The sequence below is a fragment of the Sphingomonas sp. CFBP 13714 genome, from assembly GCF_014842205.1.
In the GTDB taxonomy this organism is placed as follows: domain Bacteria; phylum Pseudomonadota; class Alphaproteobacteria; order Sphingomonadales; family Sphingomonadaceae; genus Sphingomonas; species Sphingomonas aerolata.
On the sequence record NZ_JACYVG010000002.1, the window covers coordinates 488,735 to 505,558 of the forward strand.

At 66.4% G+C, this 16,824-nt stretch carries 16 protein-coding genes and 1 other RNA gene; 13 read left to right on the plus strand and 4 right to left on the minus strand.

The annotated features are described in order from the left end of the window. The first annotated feature begins 278 nt into the window (after positions 1 to 278). Complete coding sequence (locus tag IFT54_RS06735; RefSeq protein ID WP_192070023.1) at positions 279 to 1,982, plus strand: DNA polymerase III subunit gamma/tau; 1,704 nt, start codon at positions 279 to 281, stop codon at positions 1,980 to 1,982. Further along, positions 1,979 to 2,302, plus strand: a complete 324-nt coding sequence (locus IFT54_RS06740; RefSeq protein WP_031395321.1) for a YbaB/EbfC family nucleoid-associated protein — start codon at positions 1,979 to 1,981, stop codon at positions 2,300 to 2,302. The genes IFT54_RS06735 and IFT54_RS06740 overlap by 4 nt, the downstream gene beginning before the upstream one ends. 27 nt (positions 2,303 to 2,329) lie before the next feature. Here the strand turns inward: IFT54_RS06740 and mtgA are convergent, their stop codons facing one another. From mtgA to IFT54_RS06760, 4 genes are read right to left on the minus strand one after another with little or no spacing between them, the layout of a single operon-like run. After that, positions 2,330 to 3,001: a monofunctional biosynthetic peptidoglycan transglycosylase gene (gene mtgA, locus IFT54_RS06745; protein WP_192070024.1), complete on the minus strand. Its 672-nt coding sequence runs from the start codon at positions 2,999 to 3,001 to the stop codon at positions 2,330 to 2,332. 9 nt (positions 3,002 to 3,010) lie between these two features. Next, positions 3,011 to 4,279 carry an FAD-dependent oxidoreductase gene (locus IFT54_RS06750; protein ID WP_192070025.1) on the minus strand — a complete coding sequence of 423 codons (1,269 nt, stop codon included), beginning with the start codon at positions 4,277 to 4,279 and terminating at the stop codon, positions 3,011 to 3,013. Positions 4,280 to 4,283: 4 nt separating this feature from the next. Beyond that, on the minus strand, positions 4,284 to 5,186 hold the full coding sequence (rpoH, locus tag IFT54_RS06755; RefSeq protein ID WP_031396358.1) for an RNA polymerase sigma factor RpoH: 903 nt from the start codon (positions 5,184 to 5,186) through the stop codon (positions 4,284 to 4,286). Between the two features lie 52 nt (positions 5,187 to 5,238). Beyond that, a complete protein-coding gene (locus tag IFT54_RS06760; protein ID WP_056405529.1) occupies positions 5,239 to 6,186 on the minus strand; it encodes an RluA family pseudouridine synthase in 948 nt (315 codons plus the stop codon). Positions 6,187 to 6,203: 17 nt separating this feature from the next. On the opposite strand from IFT54_RS06760, the gene IFT54_RS06765 reads away from it, so the two are divergent. The 11 genes from IFT54_RS06765 to IFT54_RS06815 all read left to right on the plus strand — a co-directional run bounded on the left by IFT54_RS06765 (position 6,204) and on the right by IFT54_RS06815 (position 16,821). Continuing rightward, entirely contained in the window at positions 6,204 to 6,596 is a 393-nt protein-coding gene (locus IFT54_RS06765) for a Mov34/MPN/PAD-1 family protein (RefSeq protein ID WP_056405530.1), read from the plus strand. A gap of 104 nt (positions 6,597 to 6,700) precedes the next feature. Next, the gene (locus tag IFT54_RS06770; protein ID WP_192070026.1) at positions 6,701 to 7,345 is read left to right on the plus strand and encodes a histidine phosphotransferase family protein; all 645 of its coding nucleotides are present in this window, start codon (positions 6,701 to 6,703) and stop codon (positions 7,343 to 7,345) included. A gap of 100 nt (positions 7,346 to 7,445) precedes the next feature. Further along, entirely contained in the window at positions 7,446 to 9,800 is a 2,355-nt protein-coding gene (locus IFT54_RS06775) for a chemotaxis protein CheA (protein WP_192070027.1), read from the plus strand. Beyond that, positions 9,800 to 10,231, plus strand: a complete 432-nt coding sequence (locus tag IFT54_RS06780) for a chemotaxis protein CheW (RefSeq protein WP_056680424.1) — start codon at positions 9,800 to 9,802, stop codon at positions 10,229 to 10,231. The genes IFT54_RS06775 and IFT54_RS06780 overlap by 1 nt, the downstream gene beginning before the upstream one ends. An 85-nt stretch (positions 10,232 to 10,316) precedes the next feature. Then, positions 10,317 to 10,682, plus strand: a complete 366-nt coding sequence (locus IFT54_RS06785) for a response regulator (protein ID WP_031396352.1) — start codon at positions 10,317 to 10,319, stop codon at positions 10,680 to 10,682. A gap of 59 nt (positions 10,683 to 10,741) precedes the next feature. Then, the gene (gene cheB / locus IFT54_RS06790; protein WP_342354778.1) at positions 10,742 to 11,839 is read left to right on the plus strand and encodes a chemotaxis-specific protein-glutamate methyltransferase CheB; all 1,098 of its coding nucleotides are present in this window, start codon (positions 10,742 to 10,744) and stop codon (positions 11,837 to 11,839) included. Between the two features lie 29 nt (positions 11,840 to 11,868). Next, positions 11,869 to 12,747: a CheR family methyltransferase gene (locus IFT54_RS06795; RefSeq protein WP_244648635.1), complete on the plus strand. Its 879-nt coding sequence runs from the start codon at positions 11,869 to 11,871 to the stop codon at positions 12,745 to 12,747. Positions 12,748 to 12,807: 60 nt separating this feature from the next. Next, positions 12,808 to 13,722, plus strand: a complete 915-nt coding sequence (locus IFT54_RS06800) for a DMT family transporter (RefSeq protein ID WP_192070029.1) — start codon at positions 12,808 to 12,810, stop codon at positions 13,720 to 13,722. A 53-nt stretch (positions 13,723 to 13,775) separates the two neighbouring features. After that, positions 13,776 to 14,408, plus strand: a complete 633-nt coding sequence (locus tag IFT54_RS06805) for an N-acetylmuramoyl-L-alanine amidase (protein WP_081874152.1) — start codon at positions 13,776 to 13,778, stop codon at positions 14,406 to 14,408. Positions 14,409 to 14,419: 11 nt separating this feature from the next. Beyond that, positions 14,420 to 14,808: RNase P RNA component class A (gene rnpB, locus IFT54_RS06810), an RNA gene on the plus strand. 45 nt (positions 14,809 to 14,853) lie between these two features. Then, positions 14,854 to 16,821 (plus strand): hypothetical protein, encoded by a 1,968-nt coding sequence (locus IFT54_RS06815; RefSeq protein ID WP_192070030.1) that lies wholly within the window; start codon positions 14,854 to 14,856, stop codon positions 16,819 to 16,821. Positions 16,822 to 16,824: the final 3 nt, after the last annotated feature.

The window sequence follows — 16,824 nt, forward strand, 5'->3', positions numbered from 1 at the left end:
CCAAACAGCTTTCGCAAAGACGTTCCCGAAACGTTCCATTTCGCTGTAAATCTGCCCGCGTTTGTGGTACGCCGCACCATGGCCCAGATCGTTCCCAGTTCCGGCCCTCGATACGCCGTCCCGAACGGCCGCATCCCGACCTCGCGCTGCACCGCGACGACGCCCGATGTCGACCCGACGCCCAATGTTGAATCGCGCTATCGTCTCAACATTCGCAACATTCGCGGTCCCGGCCATGCCCTTCGACACCGGACCCGACAGCCGCTATGACGACCGCAATGTCAGATTCCTTCGACCTGGGCGAACCGCCGCAGCCGGCTGCTAAGGCGGATGTCGCGTACCGCGTGCTCGCGCGCAAATACCGCCCGCAGACCTTTTCCGAGCTTATCGGGCAGGACGCGATGGTCCAGACGCTCGGCAACGCGATCAAGCGCGACCGGCTGGCGCATGCCTTTCTGATGACCGGCGTGCGCGGGGTCGGCAAGACGTCGACCGCGCGCCTGATCGCCAAGGCGCTCAATTGCATCGGTCCGGACGGGCAGGGTGGTCCGACGATCGACCCGTGCGGCGTCTGCGAACCCTGCCGCGCGATCGCCGAGGGCCGCCATATCGACGTGATCGAGATGGACGCCGCGAGCCATACCGGCGTCGACGACGTCCGCGAGATCATCGACGCGTCGCGCTATTCGGCGGTCACCGCGCGCTTCAAAATCTACATCATCGACGAAGTCCACATGCTGTCGAAGAACGCGTTCAACGCGCTTCTGAAGACGCTGGAGGAACCGCCCGCGCATGTGAAGTTCCTGTTCGCGACGACCGAAGTGAACAAGGTGCCGGTGACGGTCCTGTCGCGCTGCCAGCGCTTCGACCTGCGCCGCATCTCGGCGGAACAGCTTGCCAAGCACTTCGCCTGGGTGTCGACCGAGGAAGGCGTCGTCGCCGAGCCCGAGGCGCTGATGCTGATCGCGCGCGCCGCGGAAGGGTCGGCGCGTGACGGCCTGTCGATCCTCGACCAGGCGATCGCGCATGCCGGGCTCGAAGGTGGCGGCGTCACCGCGGACGCGGTGCGGCAGATGCTCGGCCTGTCCGATCGCGGCGCGGTGCGCGACCTGCTCGGACTGATCCTGGCGGGCGACGGGGCGGGGGCGCTCGCCTCACTGCGGCGGCAATATGACTATGGCGTCGATCCGCTGTCGGTGCTCCGGTCGCTGCTCGAAACCGTTCACGGCATCACGCTGACCAAGGTCGGCACGCCCGCCGACGCCGCGCAGCCCGCGGAGGAGCGCACCGCGCGCGAGGAGTGGGCGGCCAACCTGTCCTACCCCGCGCTGCACCGTCTCTGGCAGCTGTTCCTCAAGGGCCATGACGAGGTCGCAAAGGCTGTGTTGCCGATCGAGGCGGCGGAGATGGCGCTGCTGCGGACGATATACGCATCGACGCTGCCCGATCCCGGCGAACTCGCGCGGCAGCTCGCCGGCGCTCCGCCACCCGCAGCTGCGGCCACCGCGTCGACACAGGCGCCGGCGCCCGCTCCCGCATCCTCCGGCGAGGCACCGCCCTGGGCCGGGGCGGGGGCGTCCGCTGCGCCGGCACCCGTCGACACCGGGCCGATCCTGCCGCCGACCTTCGCGGCTCTGGTCGATCTGCTCGACGATTCGGGCGGGCTGGCGATCGCCGCGCGGCTGCGTCACGGCGCGCGGATCGTCTCCTATGCGCCGCCCGAATTCGCGCTCAGCGGCAGCAGGCCGGTCTCGGCCGACACGCTGGCCGAACTGGGCACGCTGCTGAAGTCGGTCACGCGGACCGCCTGGAAGGTGTCGATCGTCGACGCGCCGGGCGAACCGACGCTGCGCGAGGCGCAGGACGCCGCCGACGAGGCGGTGAAGCAGGCCATTCTCGAATCCCCCATCATGAAGGCCGCGGTGGCAGCGTTTCCCGACGCCAAGCTTGAATCGTGGCCGGGTCAAAGGAGCAACGCATGAAGAATATCGACGAAATCCTCGCCATGGCGCAGAACGTCCAGACCGAACTCGAAAAGGCGCAGGCCAATCTCGACACGATCGAGGTCGAGGGCGCGTCGGGTGGCGGTCTGGTCAAGGTCAAGGCGTCCGCCAAGGGCCGGATCATCGGCATCGCGATCGACGATTCGCTGATGCAGGTCGGCGAGAAGCAGATGCTCGAGGATCTGCTGACCGCCGCGTTTAACGATGCCCGCGCCAAGGCCGATGCGGTGTCGGGCACCGAAATGTCCAAGATGACCAGCGGCCTGCAGCTCCCGCCGGGCTTCAAGCTGCCGTTCTGATCTGCCGGGTGCGGCGGCTGCCGGTCCCTAGCGGAGGCAGCCGTCGAGCCCCTGGGTGCGGACCGTCGAGACGCGGCGCGACAGCGTGTTGCCGTGGCGGCGGACGAAACCGCGCGGCGCGATCGCCGCCCGCTTCTTCGGCAGCGGCAACACCGCCGCGATCCGCCCCGCCTCGGTCGCCGACAGCCGCGACGCATCATGGTTGAAATACCGGATCGCCCCGGCATTGGCGCCATAGGTGCCGATCCCGGTCTCGGCGATGTTGAGATACACCTCCATGATCCGCCGCTTCGGCCACAGCGTCTCGATCAGAACGGTGAAATACGCCTCGAACGCCTTGCGGATATAGCCGCCCCCTTGGAACAGGAACGCGTTCTTCGCGGTCTGCTGGCTGATCGTCGACCCGCCACGGATCCGCCCGCCCTGCGCATTGCGCGCCGCAGCCCCGGCGATCGCCTTGAAGTCGAAGCCGCTGTGCGAACAGAACCCCGAATCCTCGCCCGCAATCGCGGCGCGCGCCATGTCGGGATCCATCTCCGACAACGGCATCCAGTCCTTGGTCACCGTATGCCCGGACAGCAGGTCGCCCATCATCGTGAAGGTGAAGGGCGGCGGGACGACCCGGTACAGGCCGACCCAGGCGACCGTCACGACGACGAAGACGAACGCGAATTTGGCGAGGATGCGGATAAGGCCCATCGCCGCTCCTTATGCGATCACCGCGCCCCCGCCAATGATCGCCCGCGCCGCCGCGACGCCGGTTTCATATGCGCCGTGCGCCGTAGAGAAATCCTCACGGTGACAGGCCTCGCCGGCGAAGAAGATCCGGCCGTCGACCGGCTCGGCGAGCACCGCACGCTGGCCCGCGCACCTGATCCGCGCATGGCTATAGCTGCCGCCGATCCACGGTACGTGACGCCAGCGCGTCGCGGCAAGCGGCGTGAAGCGACGGCGCCAGTCGCTGCCGAGCAGGGCGACCAATTCATCGATCGCGAACGCCGCGGCGTCGCCATCCTCCAGCATCTCCGCGCAGTCGCCGCCAAAAAAGCTTTCGACGATCGGCCAGCCGAACGGCGACAGGCGGTGGCTGGCGGTACAGGCGGCATAGGGGTTGCCGACGAGATGCGCATTCGCCGGCCATTCCGGGCGATCGACATGCAGGAACACCTTGTCCGCCAGACCCAGGGGGAGATCGGCGGCGGCTGCGTGCTTGTCGGGCAGGGGCGGGTCGAACAGGAACTGCGACCCGGCAAGCACCGTGGTGGGTACGCAGACGATGACATGATCCGCGTCGATCGTCCCGGACGGCGTGTCGAGCCTGATCCGCCGACCGCCATGGTCGATACGGGTGACCGGCGTCGTGAGGCGGATCGGCAGACCGGAGGCGTGGCTGGCGACCAGCGTGCCATAGCCTTGCTTCACGGTCCAATTATCGTCCGACGCCGCATTTTCATACGCGGCCCAGTCATGGAGCGAAACCTGCGACAGGCTGGCGCCATTCGCATAGCCTGAGATTGCGTCGATCCTCGGCCGCCATGGATCGTTCACACCGACAAACTCGGACAGGGCGCGGTCGGGACCGTCGACTGCCGCCAATGCGCGGGCGTTCCACTCCTGATAGGCAGTGGACGAAGACGCCTGCTCTTCGGGTGAAAAACTGAGGTTACGCCATTGCGTGCGCCAGTTCGCGTCCGACCGGTCGACGCTGAAACCCGAAAGTTCCGCGATCGCGGTCCATGGGTTGCGCTGCGCGGAGTGGAGCCACCCACAACCGGTATCGACATGAGACCCCGCAAGGACAGGATCCGCCTCTGCCTTACTGCCCTCGCGGCTCAATAACGCGTCTATCGATAGACTATGCGCCCGACCACCAAGTCGGTCGCTCGCCTCGACCAGCAACACGTCATGCGCGGCGTCATGGAGCGTCCGCGTCGCCGCAATACCGGCCGCACCGCCGCCGATGACGACGGTGCGCACGGCGTCAGGCGGCGAGCAGGCGCTTTTCGCCGGCGATGCGCATCATAGCCTTTTGCAGCTTCTCGAACGCGCGAACTTCGATCTGGCGGACTCGCTCGCGCGAGACGCCATAGACCTGAGACAATTCCTCGAGTGTCTTAGGATCATCCGTCAAGCGGCGTTCGGTCAGGATATGCTGTTCACGATCGTTGAGGTCGTCCATCGCGGAAACCAGCATCGAGTGGCGGACGTCGGCCTCCTGTGCGTCGGCAACGATCTTGTCCTGGAGCGGTGCGTCGTCCTGCAGCCAATCCTGCCACTGGCCTTCGCCGTCCTCGCGCATCGGCACGTTGAGCGAGGTGTCACCACCCATCGCCATGCGGCGATTCATGCTGACGACGTCAGTCTCGGCGACGCCGAGATCGGTGGCGATCTTCGTCACGTGCTCAGGGCGCAGATCACCGTCCTCGAACGCGTCGAGGCGGCTCTTCATCCGGCGCAGATTGAAGAACAGCTTCTTCTGTGCTGCGGTGGTGCCCATCTTCACGAGCGACCAGCTGCGCAGGATATATTCCTGGATCGACGCGCGGATCCACCACATCGCATAAGTCGCGAGGCGGAAGCCGCGCTCCGGCTCGAATTTCTTCACGCCCTGCATCAGGCCGATATTGCCCTCAGAGATCAGCTCGGAGGTGGGCAGGCCGTAGCCACGATAGCCCATGGCGATCTTCGCCACGAGACGGAGATGCGACGTCACCAGCTGCGCCGCAGCATCGGTGTCGCCATGCTCCTGGAACCGCTTGGCGAGCATATATTCCTGCTCAGGTTGCAGGATGGGGAATTTCTTGATCTCGGCGAGATAGCGATTGAGACCCGCCTCGCTGCCGAGCGCAGGTATCGTCGCTGGAACGTTGGAGCGGGCTGCCATGGTAGTCTTCCCTTTCTGCGAAACCATACCGCACTGCGGCAGGGTCCGATATCTATACGTGAAGCTCGCTGAACAGTTCCTGCATGTCCGCAGGCATCCTGCTTTCGAACGCCAAAGCGTTACTATTTATAGGATGGATGAACCCGAGATACGCGGCGTGCAAGGCCTGACGGCGGAAACCAAGCGTTTCGAGCAGCGTCTTCTGGCCGGGCCGGTTTCTACCGTAGACCGGGTCGCCGAGCAAGGCGTGCCCGATCGAGGCCATGTGGACGCGCACCTGATGCGTGCGACCCGTTTCGAGCCGGCACTCGACCAGCGCGGCATCGCGAAGCGGTTGCAGCGTCGTGAAATGCGTGACGGCGCGTTTGCCGCCCTGGACGATGGCGATCTTCTTCCGGTTTTGCGGACTGCGCGCCAGCGGGGCATCGACGGTCCCTGAGGAAGGGCGCGGGATCCCGCCGACGATCGCGCGGTAGCGGCGGTCGATGCTGTGATCGTGGAACTGCTTGGCCAGTCCCTCGTGCGCGCGGTCGCTCTTCGCGGCGATCATCAACCCGGAGGTATCCTTGTCGATCCGGTGGACGATGCCCGGACGCGCGACCCCGCCGATCCCCGAAAGATTGCCCGCGCAATGGTGAAGCAGCGCGTTGACGAGCGTGCCGTCGAAATTGCCCGCTGCGGGATGCACGACCAGACCCGCCTGCTTGTCGACGACGATCAGATGCTCGTCTTCATAGGCGATGACGAGCGGGATGTCCTGCGCCTCGTTATGCAGCGGCGTCGGTGGCGGCACGGCGATCGCGAAGGTCTGACCGGCGGACGCTTTTTTCGAAGAATCGCGCCAAGCCTGACCCGCCTGCGATACCGCACCGGCGGCGATCAACGTCTTCAGCCGTTCGCGTGACATCGTCGGAACGGCATCCGCGAGCGCCCGGTCGAGACGCCATCCATCGGCCGCCGCGGCAATTTTCGCTTCAATCGTGGCAACCCCCCGGTCCATGCGGTAGCGATGTGGCGATGAGCGTTACGATTTCAAGCGGCGTCCTCGATCGGATCCTTGCACGGGCGGCGGCATCGCCGGCGGAGGAGGTTTGCGGACTGCTCTTCGGTACGCCGGGAGCCATCGCGACGGCAGAGCCTTGCGAGAACGTCGCGAACCATCCCGCCCACAGCTTCGAAATCGATCCTGCAGCGCTGCTGGCCGCACATCGTCGCGCGCGCCACGGCGGCCCAGCGGTCATCGGTCATTACCACTCGCATCCCACGGGCAACCCCGTGCCGTCGCCGCGCGACGCCGCGCAGGCGATGGGCGACGGAGCGATCTGGCTGATCATCGGCGGCAGGCAAGCCCGCGCTTGGCGCTCTCACGCCCCCGGCGCATTTGCCGAGGTTGCCATTGTGCTGATTTGACGTGATCCACGGAGCATAAAGCGCGAAGCGCCAACGATGCGCCTTGCCGCTTGCCAGCCAATCGTGGCGAGGTCAGAACGGCACATGTTTTCGAGAGGATATTCATGACTGTCAGCCCGGTCGATTTTGCCAGCCTGTTGTGTTCGCGTTTGTGTCACGACCTGCTGTCGCCGGTCGGCGCGCTCAACAACGGGCTCGAACTGCTGGCAGACGAAACCGATCCGGCAATGCGTGCGCGGTGCATGGAGCTGCTGGCAGACAGCGCACGCGCATCGGCGAGCAAGCTGAAATTCTTTCGCTTGGCCTTCGGTGCTGCGGGAGGATTTGGCGAGGAGGTCGCAACCCGCGAGGCCAAGTCCGCGATTGAAGGGCTGATCGCCGAGAACAAGCGGATCGAGCTCGCCTGGCTCGTGGACGAGGAAACGATGCCCAAGGCGGCGATCAAGGTCCTGCTCAATTTGGTGCTGATCGGCAGCGAATCGCTGGTGCGTGGCGGCCGGATGGAGATTGGCGGCGAGGACAATGCCGGCCATTTCGAGGTGGTCGTGAAGGTCGAGGGGCCGCGGCTCGTCCTGGACTTCGAAATTCGTCGGACGCTGGTCGACGGTCCTGGCGATACGGCGGTAACGCCGCGCGCGGCCGCCGCCTATATGGTGCACACGCTCGTCGCCGAGAGCGGGGGCAGCATGCAGATCTTCGAACCCTCCGACGGCGTCATGATCTTCGGTGCGGTGTTCAACGCGCGATAATTTGGCTGGATACGGTGGTGCGGTGGGGGAGGAGCGATCCTAACGCGGCCTTAACCCCTGTTCGTCATGACGGGCCCGACGCACGCGTTCCGGGGCCCGCATGGACGATCTTCTACAGGAATTCATAGCCGAGACGCGCGAGACGCTGGAGGCGCTGTCGGGCGAGATTGTCGCCTGGGAGGCGGCGCCGACGGATCGCGCGCGGCTCGATGCAATCTTCCGCTTCGTTCACACGGTGAAGGGCAGCTGTGGGTTTCTCGACATCCCCCGGCTGGCCCGGCTGAGCCACGCCGCTGAAGACGTGCTTGCGGCGGTTCGGGACAACAAGCGGGTGCCCGACACCGCGCTGGTGAATGCCGTGCTCGCGATTGTCGACCGGATCGGCGAGATCGTCGAGGCGATCGATGCCGGCGCAGCGCTGGACGATGCAAGCGAGGAGTTGCTGATCACGGCGCTGGCGGAGGACGCCGCGCCGGCGGCCGTGCCCGTACATGTCGCAACCGTGCGGGCCAGCAGCCGCAGCGTCCGTCTGAATGTCGATCTGCTCGACCGGATGATGAGCGGCATGTCCGACATGGTGCTCGCCCGCAACGAACTGGCGCGGCGATTGCGAGATAACGTCAGCGATCCGCATGTCGATGCTGCGCTCGAACGGCTCTCGCTGACCGTCGCGGACATGCGCGACACGGTGACGCGGACCCGGATGCAGAAGATCGATGCGCTGTTCTCGGCGCTGCCGCGCATGGTCCGCGATACCAGCGCGGAACTGGGCAAGGCGGTCAACCTGGTGATCGAGGGCTCTGACGTCGAGCTCGACCGTGAGCTGATCGAGCTGATTCGCGATCCGCTGGCACATATCATCCGCAACGCCGTCGATCACGGGATCGAATCGCCGGCCGACCGTCTGGCCGCGGGCAAGCCCGCGACGGGGCGACTCGTCGTGTCCGCACGCCAGTCGGGCAACCAGATCCTCATCGAGATCAGCGACGACGGACGTGGCATCGACGTCGCGCGGATCGTCAGCAAGGCCAAGGACCAAGCCGTGCGTACCGAAGCGCAGATCGGCGCGATGGATGAGGACGCAAAGCTCGATCTCGTATTCGAAGCGGGGCTGTCGAGCCGCGACACGGTCACGACAGTCTCGGGACGCGGCGTCGGCATGGATGTCGTGCGCGCCAACATTGAGCATATCGGCGGACGCATCGCGCTGTGCAACATGCCCGGCCGGGGTCTGCGGATCGTCATTCACGTGCCGCTGACGCTGTCGATCCTGTCGACGATCATCGTCAGCGTGGGGACGCAGCGTTTCGCGCTGGCGCGGCAGTCGATCGAGGAGATCGTCAGGGTCCGTGGAACGCAGGTGCGGATCGACACGATCGGAGATGCATCGGCCGTCGCGGTTCGGGGACGGCGGATGCCGCTGGTTTCGCTGGCCGCGCTGTTCGGGCTGGGCGACCATGACCCTGGCACGCTCGTGATCGTGTCGACCCGCGAAGGCGATTATGCGCTCGGCGTCGACGATGTTCTCGACGCGGAGGAACTGGTCGTCAAACCCGCCTCGCCGCACGTGATGGCGACCGGCGTCTACGCCGGCCAGACGCTGCCCGACAGCGGCCTGCCGATGCTGCTGCTCGACGGAGCGGGGATCGCGCATGTCGCGGGGCTGCGGTTTTCCGCCCTCGCGGTCGCGCACGACGAGGCGGCGGCGGACAGCGTTGCCGGCGTACAGGCGCTGTTGTTCGACGATCTGGACGGAAAGCGCCGCGTGATCGCGCTGGCGGTGATCGACCGGGTCGAACCGGTGGCGACGTCGGCGATCAGCTTTACGGCGGGCGCGCTGCGTCTCGCCATCGGCGGGGCGATCGTGCCGTTGCATTCGGTCGGCACGATCGGCGACCGGGAAGAGGTCGCCGTACTCCGTCTGACCGATGGCGACAGCGAGATGGCCTATGCGATCGCGGAGGCCATCGAGATCGTCGAATTGCCGCCCGAAATGGCGCCGGCTAATGGCGGCGGGCCGATCGCGGGCGTCGTGATCATCGGCGGTGAGCAGGTCGAGCTGATCGATCCACACGCGTTGTTCGCGGGCGAGCCGGTCCGGCGCGCTTCGCGCCCGGTCTGCCTGTTGCAGAGCGACAGCAGCGGGTGGATGGAGACGTTCCTCAAACCCGCGCTCGAGGCGTCGGGCTATCGGTGTGTGACACGCCTCGCCGCGGGCGAGACGCCTGCGGTCGCGCTGGCGATGGAGGATGGGCCGGTCGAGGCGGTCGCCGCCCCGATCGTCACGCTGCGCCGTAATCGGGAGGGTACAGGTGCGCAGGACCACAGCATCTATCGCTATGACCGTCCGGCGCTGATCGAGGAACTCGCGCGGCGGGTCGCGGCGCAGGCCGGCGCGCAACAAGAGGATTCAGCACCGTATATTCGCGCCGTGACGAGTGGGGGAGCGCGCTGATGGAATTGTTTCTGATCGCGCATATCGCCGGGCGCGGCGTCGCGATTCCGGCAGAGCAGGTCGGCTCGGTCGTCGATATCGGTGATGTCGTCGCGGTGCCGCAGGCGGAGGCGGCGATCCGTGGGCTGACCGCGCTTCGCAGCCGGGTCGTGACGGTGATCGACACCGGCACCGCGCTGGGGCTCGCGCCGACGCCCGAAACTGCCAGGCGGGCAGTCATCACGCAGGTCGACGGGCATGACTATGCGATCCTGGTCGACTCGCTTGAGGATGTCGCGCCGTTCGAGCGGCTGCCGCTGTCGTCGGGACTGGCGCTCAACCACGGCTGGGCGGCGGCGGCGTCGGGGCTGGTCGATCGCGATGGCGAGCCGATGCTGGTGCTAGACCTGACCGCAGTCGTGCCGTCGTCCTTGCCCGCGCTCGTCGCCTGAACAGCGGCCAACTCGCGCGCGCTTAACCCGGTGCTTACGCTTTGCCGGCTAAAGCGGGCGCCATGATCACCCCGGAAGGCTTTCCATGAAGACCTGTCTTGTCGTTGATGATTCGAAGGTGATCCGCAAGGTCGCGCGTCACATCCTCGAAACGCTTGATTTTACCGTTCGCGAGGCATGTGACGGCCAGGAGGCGCTTCAGTGCTGTCTGGAGTCGGTTCCGGACGTCATCCTGCTCGACTGGAACATGCCCGTCATGAGCGGCATGGATTTCCTGCGAGCGCTGCGCGACAGCGATATCACGCAGCGTCCCAAGGTCGTCTTCTGCACGACCGAGAACGGCATGGCCTATATCCGCGCCGCGATCGAGGCGGGCGCCGACGAATATGTCATGAAGCCGTTCGACCGCGAAACCCTCGCATCGAAGTTGCAAATCGTCGGCATGGCCTGAGCGGGTCTTACGACGCCGTGGCCGCCTCGCTGCCCCTTCCACCGCTGCCGCGGTCGCCTGTGTCCGCCGTCGCGCGTGTCCTGATCGTCGATGATTCGGTGGTCGCCCGCGCGGTGATGGCGCGGCTGATCGACGCGAGCTCGCAGTTCACCGTCGTCGGCGCGGTCGCCAATGCGGGAGCCGCACTTGAGTTCCTGCGCTCCGCCGAGGTCGATTTCATCCTGCTCGATATCGAAATGCCGGGGGTCGATGGGCTGACCGCGCTGCCGGACCTCATCGCCGCGGGGCAGGGTGCCAAGATCCTGATCGTGTCCTCCTCCGCCGATGAGGGCGGTGCGGCCGCGGTCCAGGCGCTCGCGCTGGGGGCGGCGGAAACGCTGGTGAAGCCGGGCGCCAGCGGCATGTCTGGCCGCTTTGCAACCGCACTGGTCGAAAAGCTCGAGCGCCTGTGCGAAGCCCCGACCGCGATCGTGCCTACCCGCGCGTCGGGACTGCGAAGCGCGCGCAACGTCACGGCCGGGGTTGAGCCGCTGTGCGGCCGGGGTGCTGCGGATCAGGGCCGTTCCGTCGCGGTCGGCGACGCCTATGACATCGTCGCGATCGGTGCATCGACCGGCGGGATCCACGCGCTGAGCCAGTTGCTGCGTGAGTTGCCCGCCACGTTCCAGCTGCCGATCCTGATCACGCAACATTTGCCCGCGTCGTTCATGCCGTATTTCGCGGCACAACTCACGGTCCTGTCCGGCCGGCCGTGCGACGTCGCGACCGACCGCCTGCGGATCCGCCCCGGTCGCCTGTTCATCGCCCCCGGCGACGCGCACATGACCTGCGTGCGGCTGAGCGACGGCGGCGCCGCGATCCGCCTCAGGCAGGGTGTCGTCGGCAGCGGCTGCCTCCCCTCGGTCGATCCGATGCTGGGATCGGTCGCCCAAGTCTTTGGCGCGCGCGCGCTGGCTATCATGCTGAGCGGCATGGGCCGCGACGGTGCGGAGGGGGCGCGACAGGTCCACGACGCCGGCGGCAGCGTGGTGGCTCAGGATCAGACGACGTCGGTCGTCTGGGGCATGCCGGGCGCTGTCGTATCGTCGGGTGTCGCGGCGGCGATACTGCCCCCCGAGGCGATCGGGCGGCTCATCGCGTCGCAGCGCCGTCCATGATGGGCGCGTCAGCGTTACGTGGGCGGAGCATGCCGACCATGGCCCCGTCGTCCTCACCGGCCCCGGCGGCCTCCCAAGCAACGATCGATGTGCTGACCGCGCTGCTGGAAGCGCGGACGGGCCAGCAGATCGCGGCCTATCGCTCCTGGCGCCTCGATACAGCGCTTAAGCCGCTGTTGCGTGAACGCCAGCTCGGCAGCCTGGATGAGTTGGTTGCGCAGTTGCTGGCCGGAAAGGATCGGGAGATCGGCGAGCATATCGTCGATGCGCTGCTAAACCAGGAAACGTCCTTCTACCGGGACGCGCAGGTCTTTGAGCACCTCGTCGCGGCGATCGCGGATGCCGAGACCGCCGGTCATCGCATCCGGATCTGGTGCGCGGGATGTTCGACCGGGCAGGAGCCGCTGTCACTGGCGATGCTGTTCGCCGAGCGGCACGAGACGACCGGTGCGCCGGTTCCGGACATTATCGCGACCGACGTTTCGGGTGCCGCAATCGCCCGCGCACGGTCGGGGCGTTTCACGCAGTTCGAAATTCAGCGTGGGTTGCCGATCCGTCGGATGATGCGGTGGTTCGACGGTGTCGGCGCGGACTGGGTCGCCAAGCCAGAGCTGGTAAAGCTTGTCACGTTCCGGCGCGTGAATCTCGTGTCCGATGCGGCGCCCGCAGGACGTTTCGACCTGGTCCTGTGCCGAAATGTCCTGTTGTACCTGACGGCGGAGACGAAATTGCGGGTGTTCTCGACGATCGCACGGGCGTTGCGGCCCGGCGGCCTGTTCGTCATGGGCGCGGGGGAGACGGTGAGCGGGCAGACCCCGTTGTTCGAACCCAGCCAGCGCTATCGCGGCTTCTACGAAATGCCGTCGTCAAACCCTGCCGATCCGCGGCTTCGCTCGCCCGCGCCGTGATCCCGCAATAGAGTGCCGCTGCAGTTTACTTCGCGGCTCGATCCCGGCAAGCGTTGAGGGATGACGATCCAGGCCGCACCTCCCGCGACGCATCGGTTTGGCCTGCGCGACTTTGCGATCGTCGTCGTGATGAACGTTCTGTGGGGGCTCAACATCATCGCCGTGAAGATGGCGGTGACGGAAATCGCGCCGATGACGGCCGGGTTCCTGCGCCAGGTCATCGTGTTTGCGGTCTGCGCGAGCTGGTTCCGGCTGGTGCCGGGACGGACCGCGACGCTGGCGCTGCTCGGACTGTTGTCGGGCGGCATCTTCTATCTCGTGATCAATCTGTCGCTGTCGGTCGCGACGAATATCGGCGCGTTGGCGATCGCCGGCCAACTCGGTGTTCCATTCGCGTTGTTGCTGGCGATCGTCGTCTTTCGCGAACGGATCCACTGGCCCCGGATGCTGGGGATCGGCCTCTCGATCCTGGGAGTGGTGCTGCTGGTCTTCGATCCTTCGGCAGCGCGCGAGGGCGCGGGTCTTGCGCTGACCGCGCTGGCAAGCCTGATCTGGGCGATCACCTCGCTGATCCAGCGGCGGCTCGTCGGCGTGCCGGTTCTGACGATCTATGCCTGGGTCGGGCTGATGGGGAGCCTGGTAATGGCGGTCGTGGCGATGATCACCGAGCCTGCGGCGATGCGCGCGATCCCCGACCTGCCGCTTCGCACGGTCGGCTGGGTGGCGTTTTCCGCGATCGGATCGACGGTGATTGGCCAGGGCTCGATGTCGTGGCTGTTGCAGCGTCATTCAGTCAGCGTGGTCACGCCGATGACGCTCGCCGCACCAATTATCTCGGTGTTCGCCGCGGCCTATTACTTCGGCAACCCGTTGACGCTATTGATGCTTACAGGCGGAGGCGTTGCGATGCTCGGCGTCGCGATCGTCACGATCCGGACCGCACGTGCGGACCGGCTGGAGGGGAAGCTGGCTTGACGATCATCGAGACGCCGTCACCGAATTTCGACGACCGAACGCTGCCTGTCAGCATGATCGTATTGCACTATACCGGCATGCAGGACGGCCCGTCCGCGATTGCCCGCCTGCGCGATCCGGACGCGAAGGTGTCGGCGCATTATCTGATCGAGGAGGACGGGACCGTCCTGCGGATGGTCGCCGAGGATAAGCGGGCCTGGCACGCGGGACGGTCACACTGGCGCGGGATCGAGGACGTCAATTCGGCAAGCATCGGCATCGAGATCGTCAATCCTGGGCATGAGTTCGGCTATCGCCCGTTCCCGCCCGAACAGATCGCCGCGCTGCTGCCGTTGGTGGCGCAGATCAAGGACCGCCACGAGATCACGCGGGGTAACATCGTCGGTCATTCCGACATCGCGCCGACGCGCAAGCGCGATCCCGGCGAGTTGTTTCCGTGGCACGAACTGGCGCGACGCCGGCTTGCGCTGCCGCGGCCGACCAAGAATCTGATGGATCCCGGCTGGACGGAGGGCGGGTTTTGCCTTGCGCTCGAACGGTTCGGTTACGACGTGGAGAACCGGATGGCGGCGATCATGGCGTTCCAGCGCCGGTTTCGCCCCGAGCTTGTAGACGGCGAGATCGATGCGGAATGCCGGTGCATCCTGCTCGCTTTGCTGCTTCCCAAACCGATGGGTGACGACTAGGGATCGGCGCGCCAGAGGGTCGGGCGGCCGCGGGGGTGTTGTAATGACATCCGCGAGGAAAGTCCGGGCTCCGCGGAACGACGGTGCCGGGTAACGCCCGGCGGGGGTGACCCCAGGGACAGTGCCACAGAGAGCAGACGGCCAACCCTCGGCGCAAGTCGGGGCGGTCAGAGTGAAAGGGTGCGGTAAGAGCGCACCGCGCGCCTGGTAACAGGGGCGGCACGGCAAACCCCACCGGGAGCAAGATCGAATAGGGGTGGCACATGGGCTTCGTTCCGGCTCGTCACCCGGGTTGATTGCTTGAGGCGGCGGGCAACCGTCGTCCTAGAGGAATGGTCGCCCAACTTTCGACCGAAGGGTCGGAAATGGACAGAACCCGGCTTACAGACCCTCTGGCATCCTCGCCCGATCGCATGCAGACTGCCCGAAAGACGGGGGGGATGTGATGCGTATCGACCGGGCAGGACTGATGGGTGCAGGCATCGTGATGGCGGCGATCGCTGCGCAGGTCGCGGCACAGGGGCCCGCAACCACGGTGCAGCAGGATTTCGAAGCGGCCGCGGCGCTGGATGCGAAGGGCGACAGTACCGCTGCGCTTGCGGCCTGGACGACGCTTGAAGCACGAACCAAGCCGGGATCGCGGAGCCGGGGCATTGCGCTGATCCGCAAGAGTGCGGCACTGTTCAAGCTCGATCGCTCAGACGATGCGGTGACCGCGGCACGCGACGGCCTCGCGCTGTTGCCTGCGAAGGACCCGACGCTCGCCGAGGATCGGTGGCGGGCCTATTTTGATCTGGGCCTCATTGCGCAGAATGCGCTCGATTATGCGGGGGCGAGCGTTTCGTTTGCGAGCGCCGCCGCTGCGGCGGACGGAGCGTCGCTGAAGGTCGCGGCGCTGTTGTCCCTAGCTGACACGACGACGTTCACCGATCCCGCCGCAGCGGATGCAGCCCTTGCGAAGGTCGATGCGCTCGTCCGGACGGCGCCTGCCGATGCGGATGTAAAGGCTCTGATCGCGCGGCGGCGCGCGATCCTGGCGCTGAACCGGGGGCAGTATGAACAGGCGCGGACGCAAGCGGTTGAGGCGGTCAAATTTTATGGCGGGATGACGTCGCAGACCGATTCGCGCGACGTTTCCGCGCGGTCAGATGCGGCGATCGCGTCACTGTTGGCGGGCAAGAGCGAAGAGGCCCGCCGGTACATGGCGATGACCGGCGCGGGCCGGTTGAGCAAGGGGGAGTTTGATCCGGCGGTACAGATGGAGGTACCCGCCTGCGGTGGCGAGGCCGATCTGAGGCCTGCGGACATGGCGGTCGTCGAATTCACGATCGACAATGACGGCGTGGTACGCGGCGTCTCGCCCATCTATGCCGCAGGCGGTGGCGCGGTGGCGCTCGAATTTGCGCGTGCCGTCCGCGACTGGTCATGGACGCCCGAGCAGACCAAGTCCTTTCCCGCGTTCTTCCGCTACAATATCCGCGTCGAGATGCGCTGCTCGACCGCGTTCGAGCGGCCGTCGATCACCAAGTTTCTCGACGCGGACATGGCGGCCTGGCTCGAGTCCAAGGGGTTTTCGATACCGGTACGCGAACGTGGCGCGGATGCCGCCGCCATCGTCGGGCAACGTGCCGCACTCGCGGCGGCGGAGGGCAAGTCGGGGCCGACATCGCTCGCCACGCTGCCACCCTTGTACCAGCTCGTCGGCAATGCGGTCGTGGGTCGTGAGGAGGCGCATGAGCTGGCGCAGCGGGCGTTCGCTATTGCTCAGGCAAACGGCGCCCCGCCGATCGCGCTGCTCCCGCTCGACATCCGTGTGCGTGAGACCGAAAGTGCCGATAGCTGGAAGCAGGGTGCCTATGCCCGCGCTATCACGCCGCTGCTGTCGAAGCCCGGTTATGCGCAGGATCCGCAAGCGCGATCGGCGCTGCAACTGCTCATAGCGGACTCGACCAGAAGCCGAAGCCGGCGTGTGGCGCCGTTACAGGCGGTCGCGGACGACAAGGGTTTGGCAGCGAACGACCCGATGCGTGTCGGTGCGCTGATCCGGCTGGCGTCGCTACAGCAGCAGGCGGGGGATCCGGTGGCGGCACGTGCCACGTTCGACCGGTCGGGGCTGGCGGCCAGCCAGTGCGCGATCCTCGATGCCCCGCCCCGATTCCTTTCGGCCGGCGGCACGTTCCCGGATGAGGCCCGCATCTGGGGATTTGAAGGCTGGACCCGGACACAGTTCGATGTGGGGCCGGACGGCAAGGTGCTGAACGAGCGCGCCGTGCTCAGCTATCCGCCGTTCGTTTTCACCAAGGCCGGCACACAGACCGTCGCGGGCGCCCGATATACGAAGACGTTTCGCCCCGATGGCGGTGTCGGCTGCGGCGGGCTTTCCCAGAATGTCCGGTTCAAGATGCCGGGATGATTC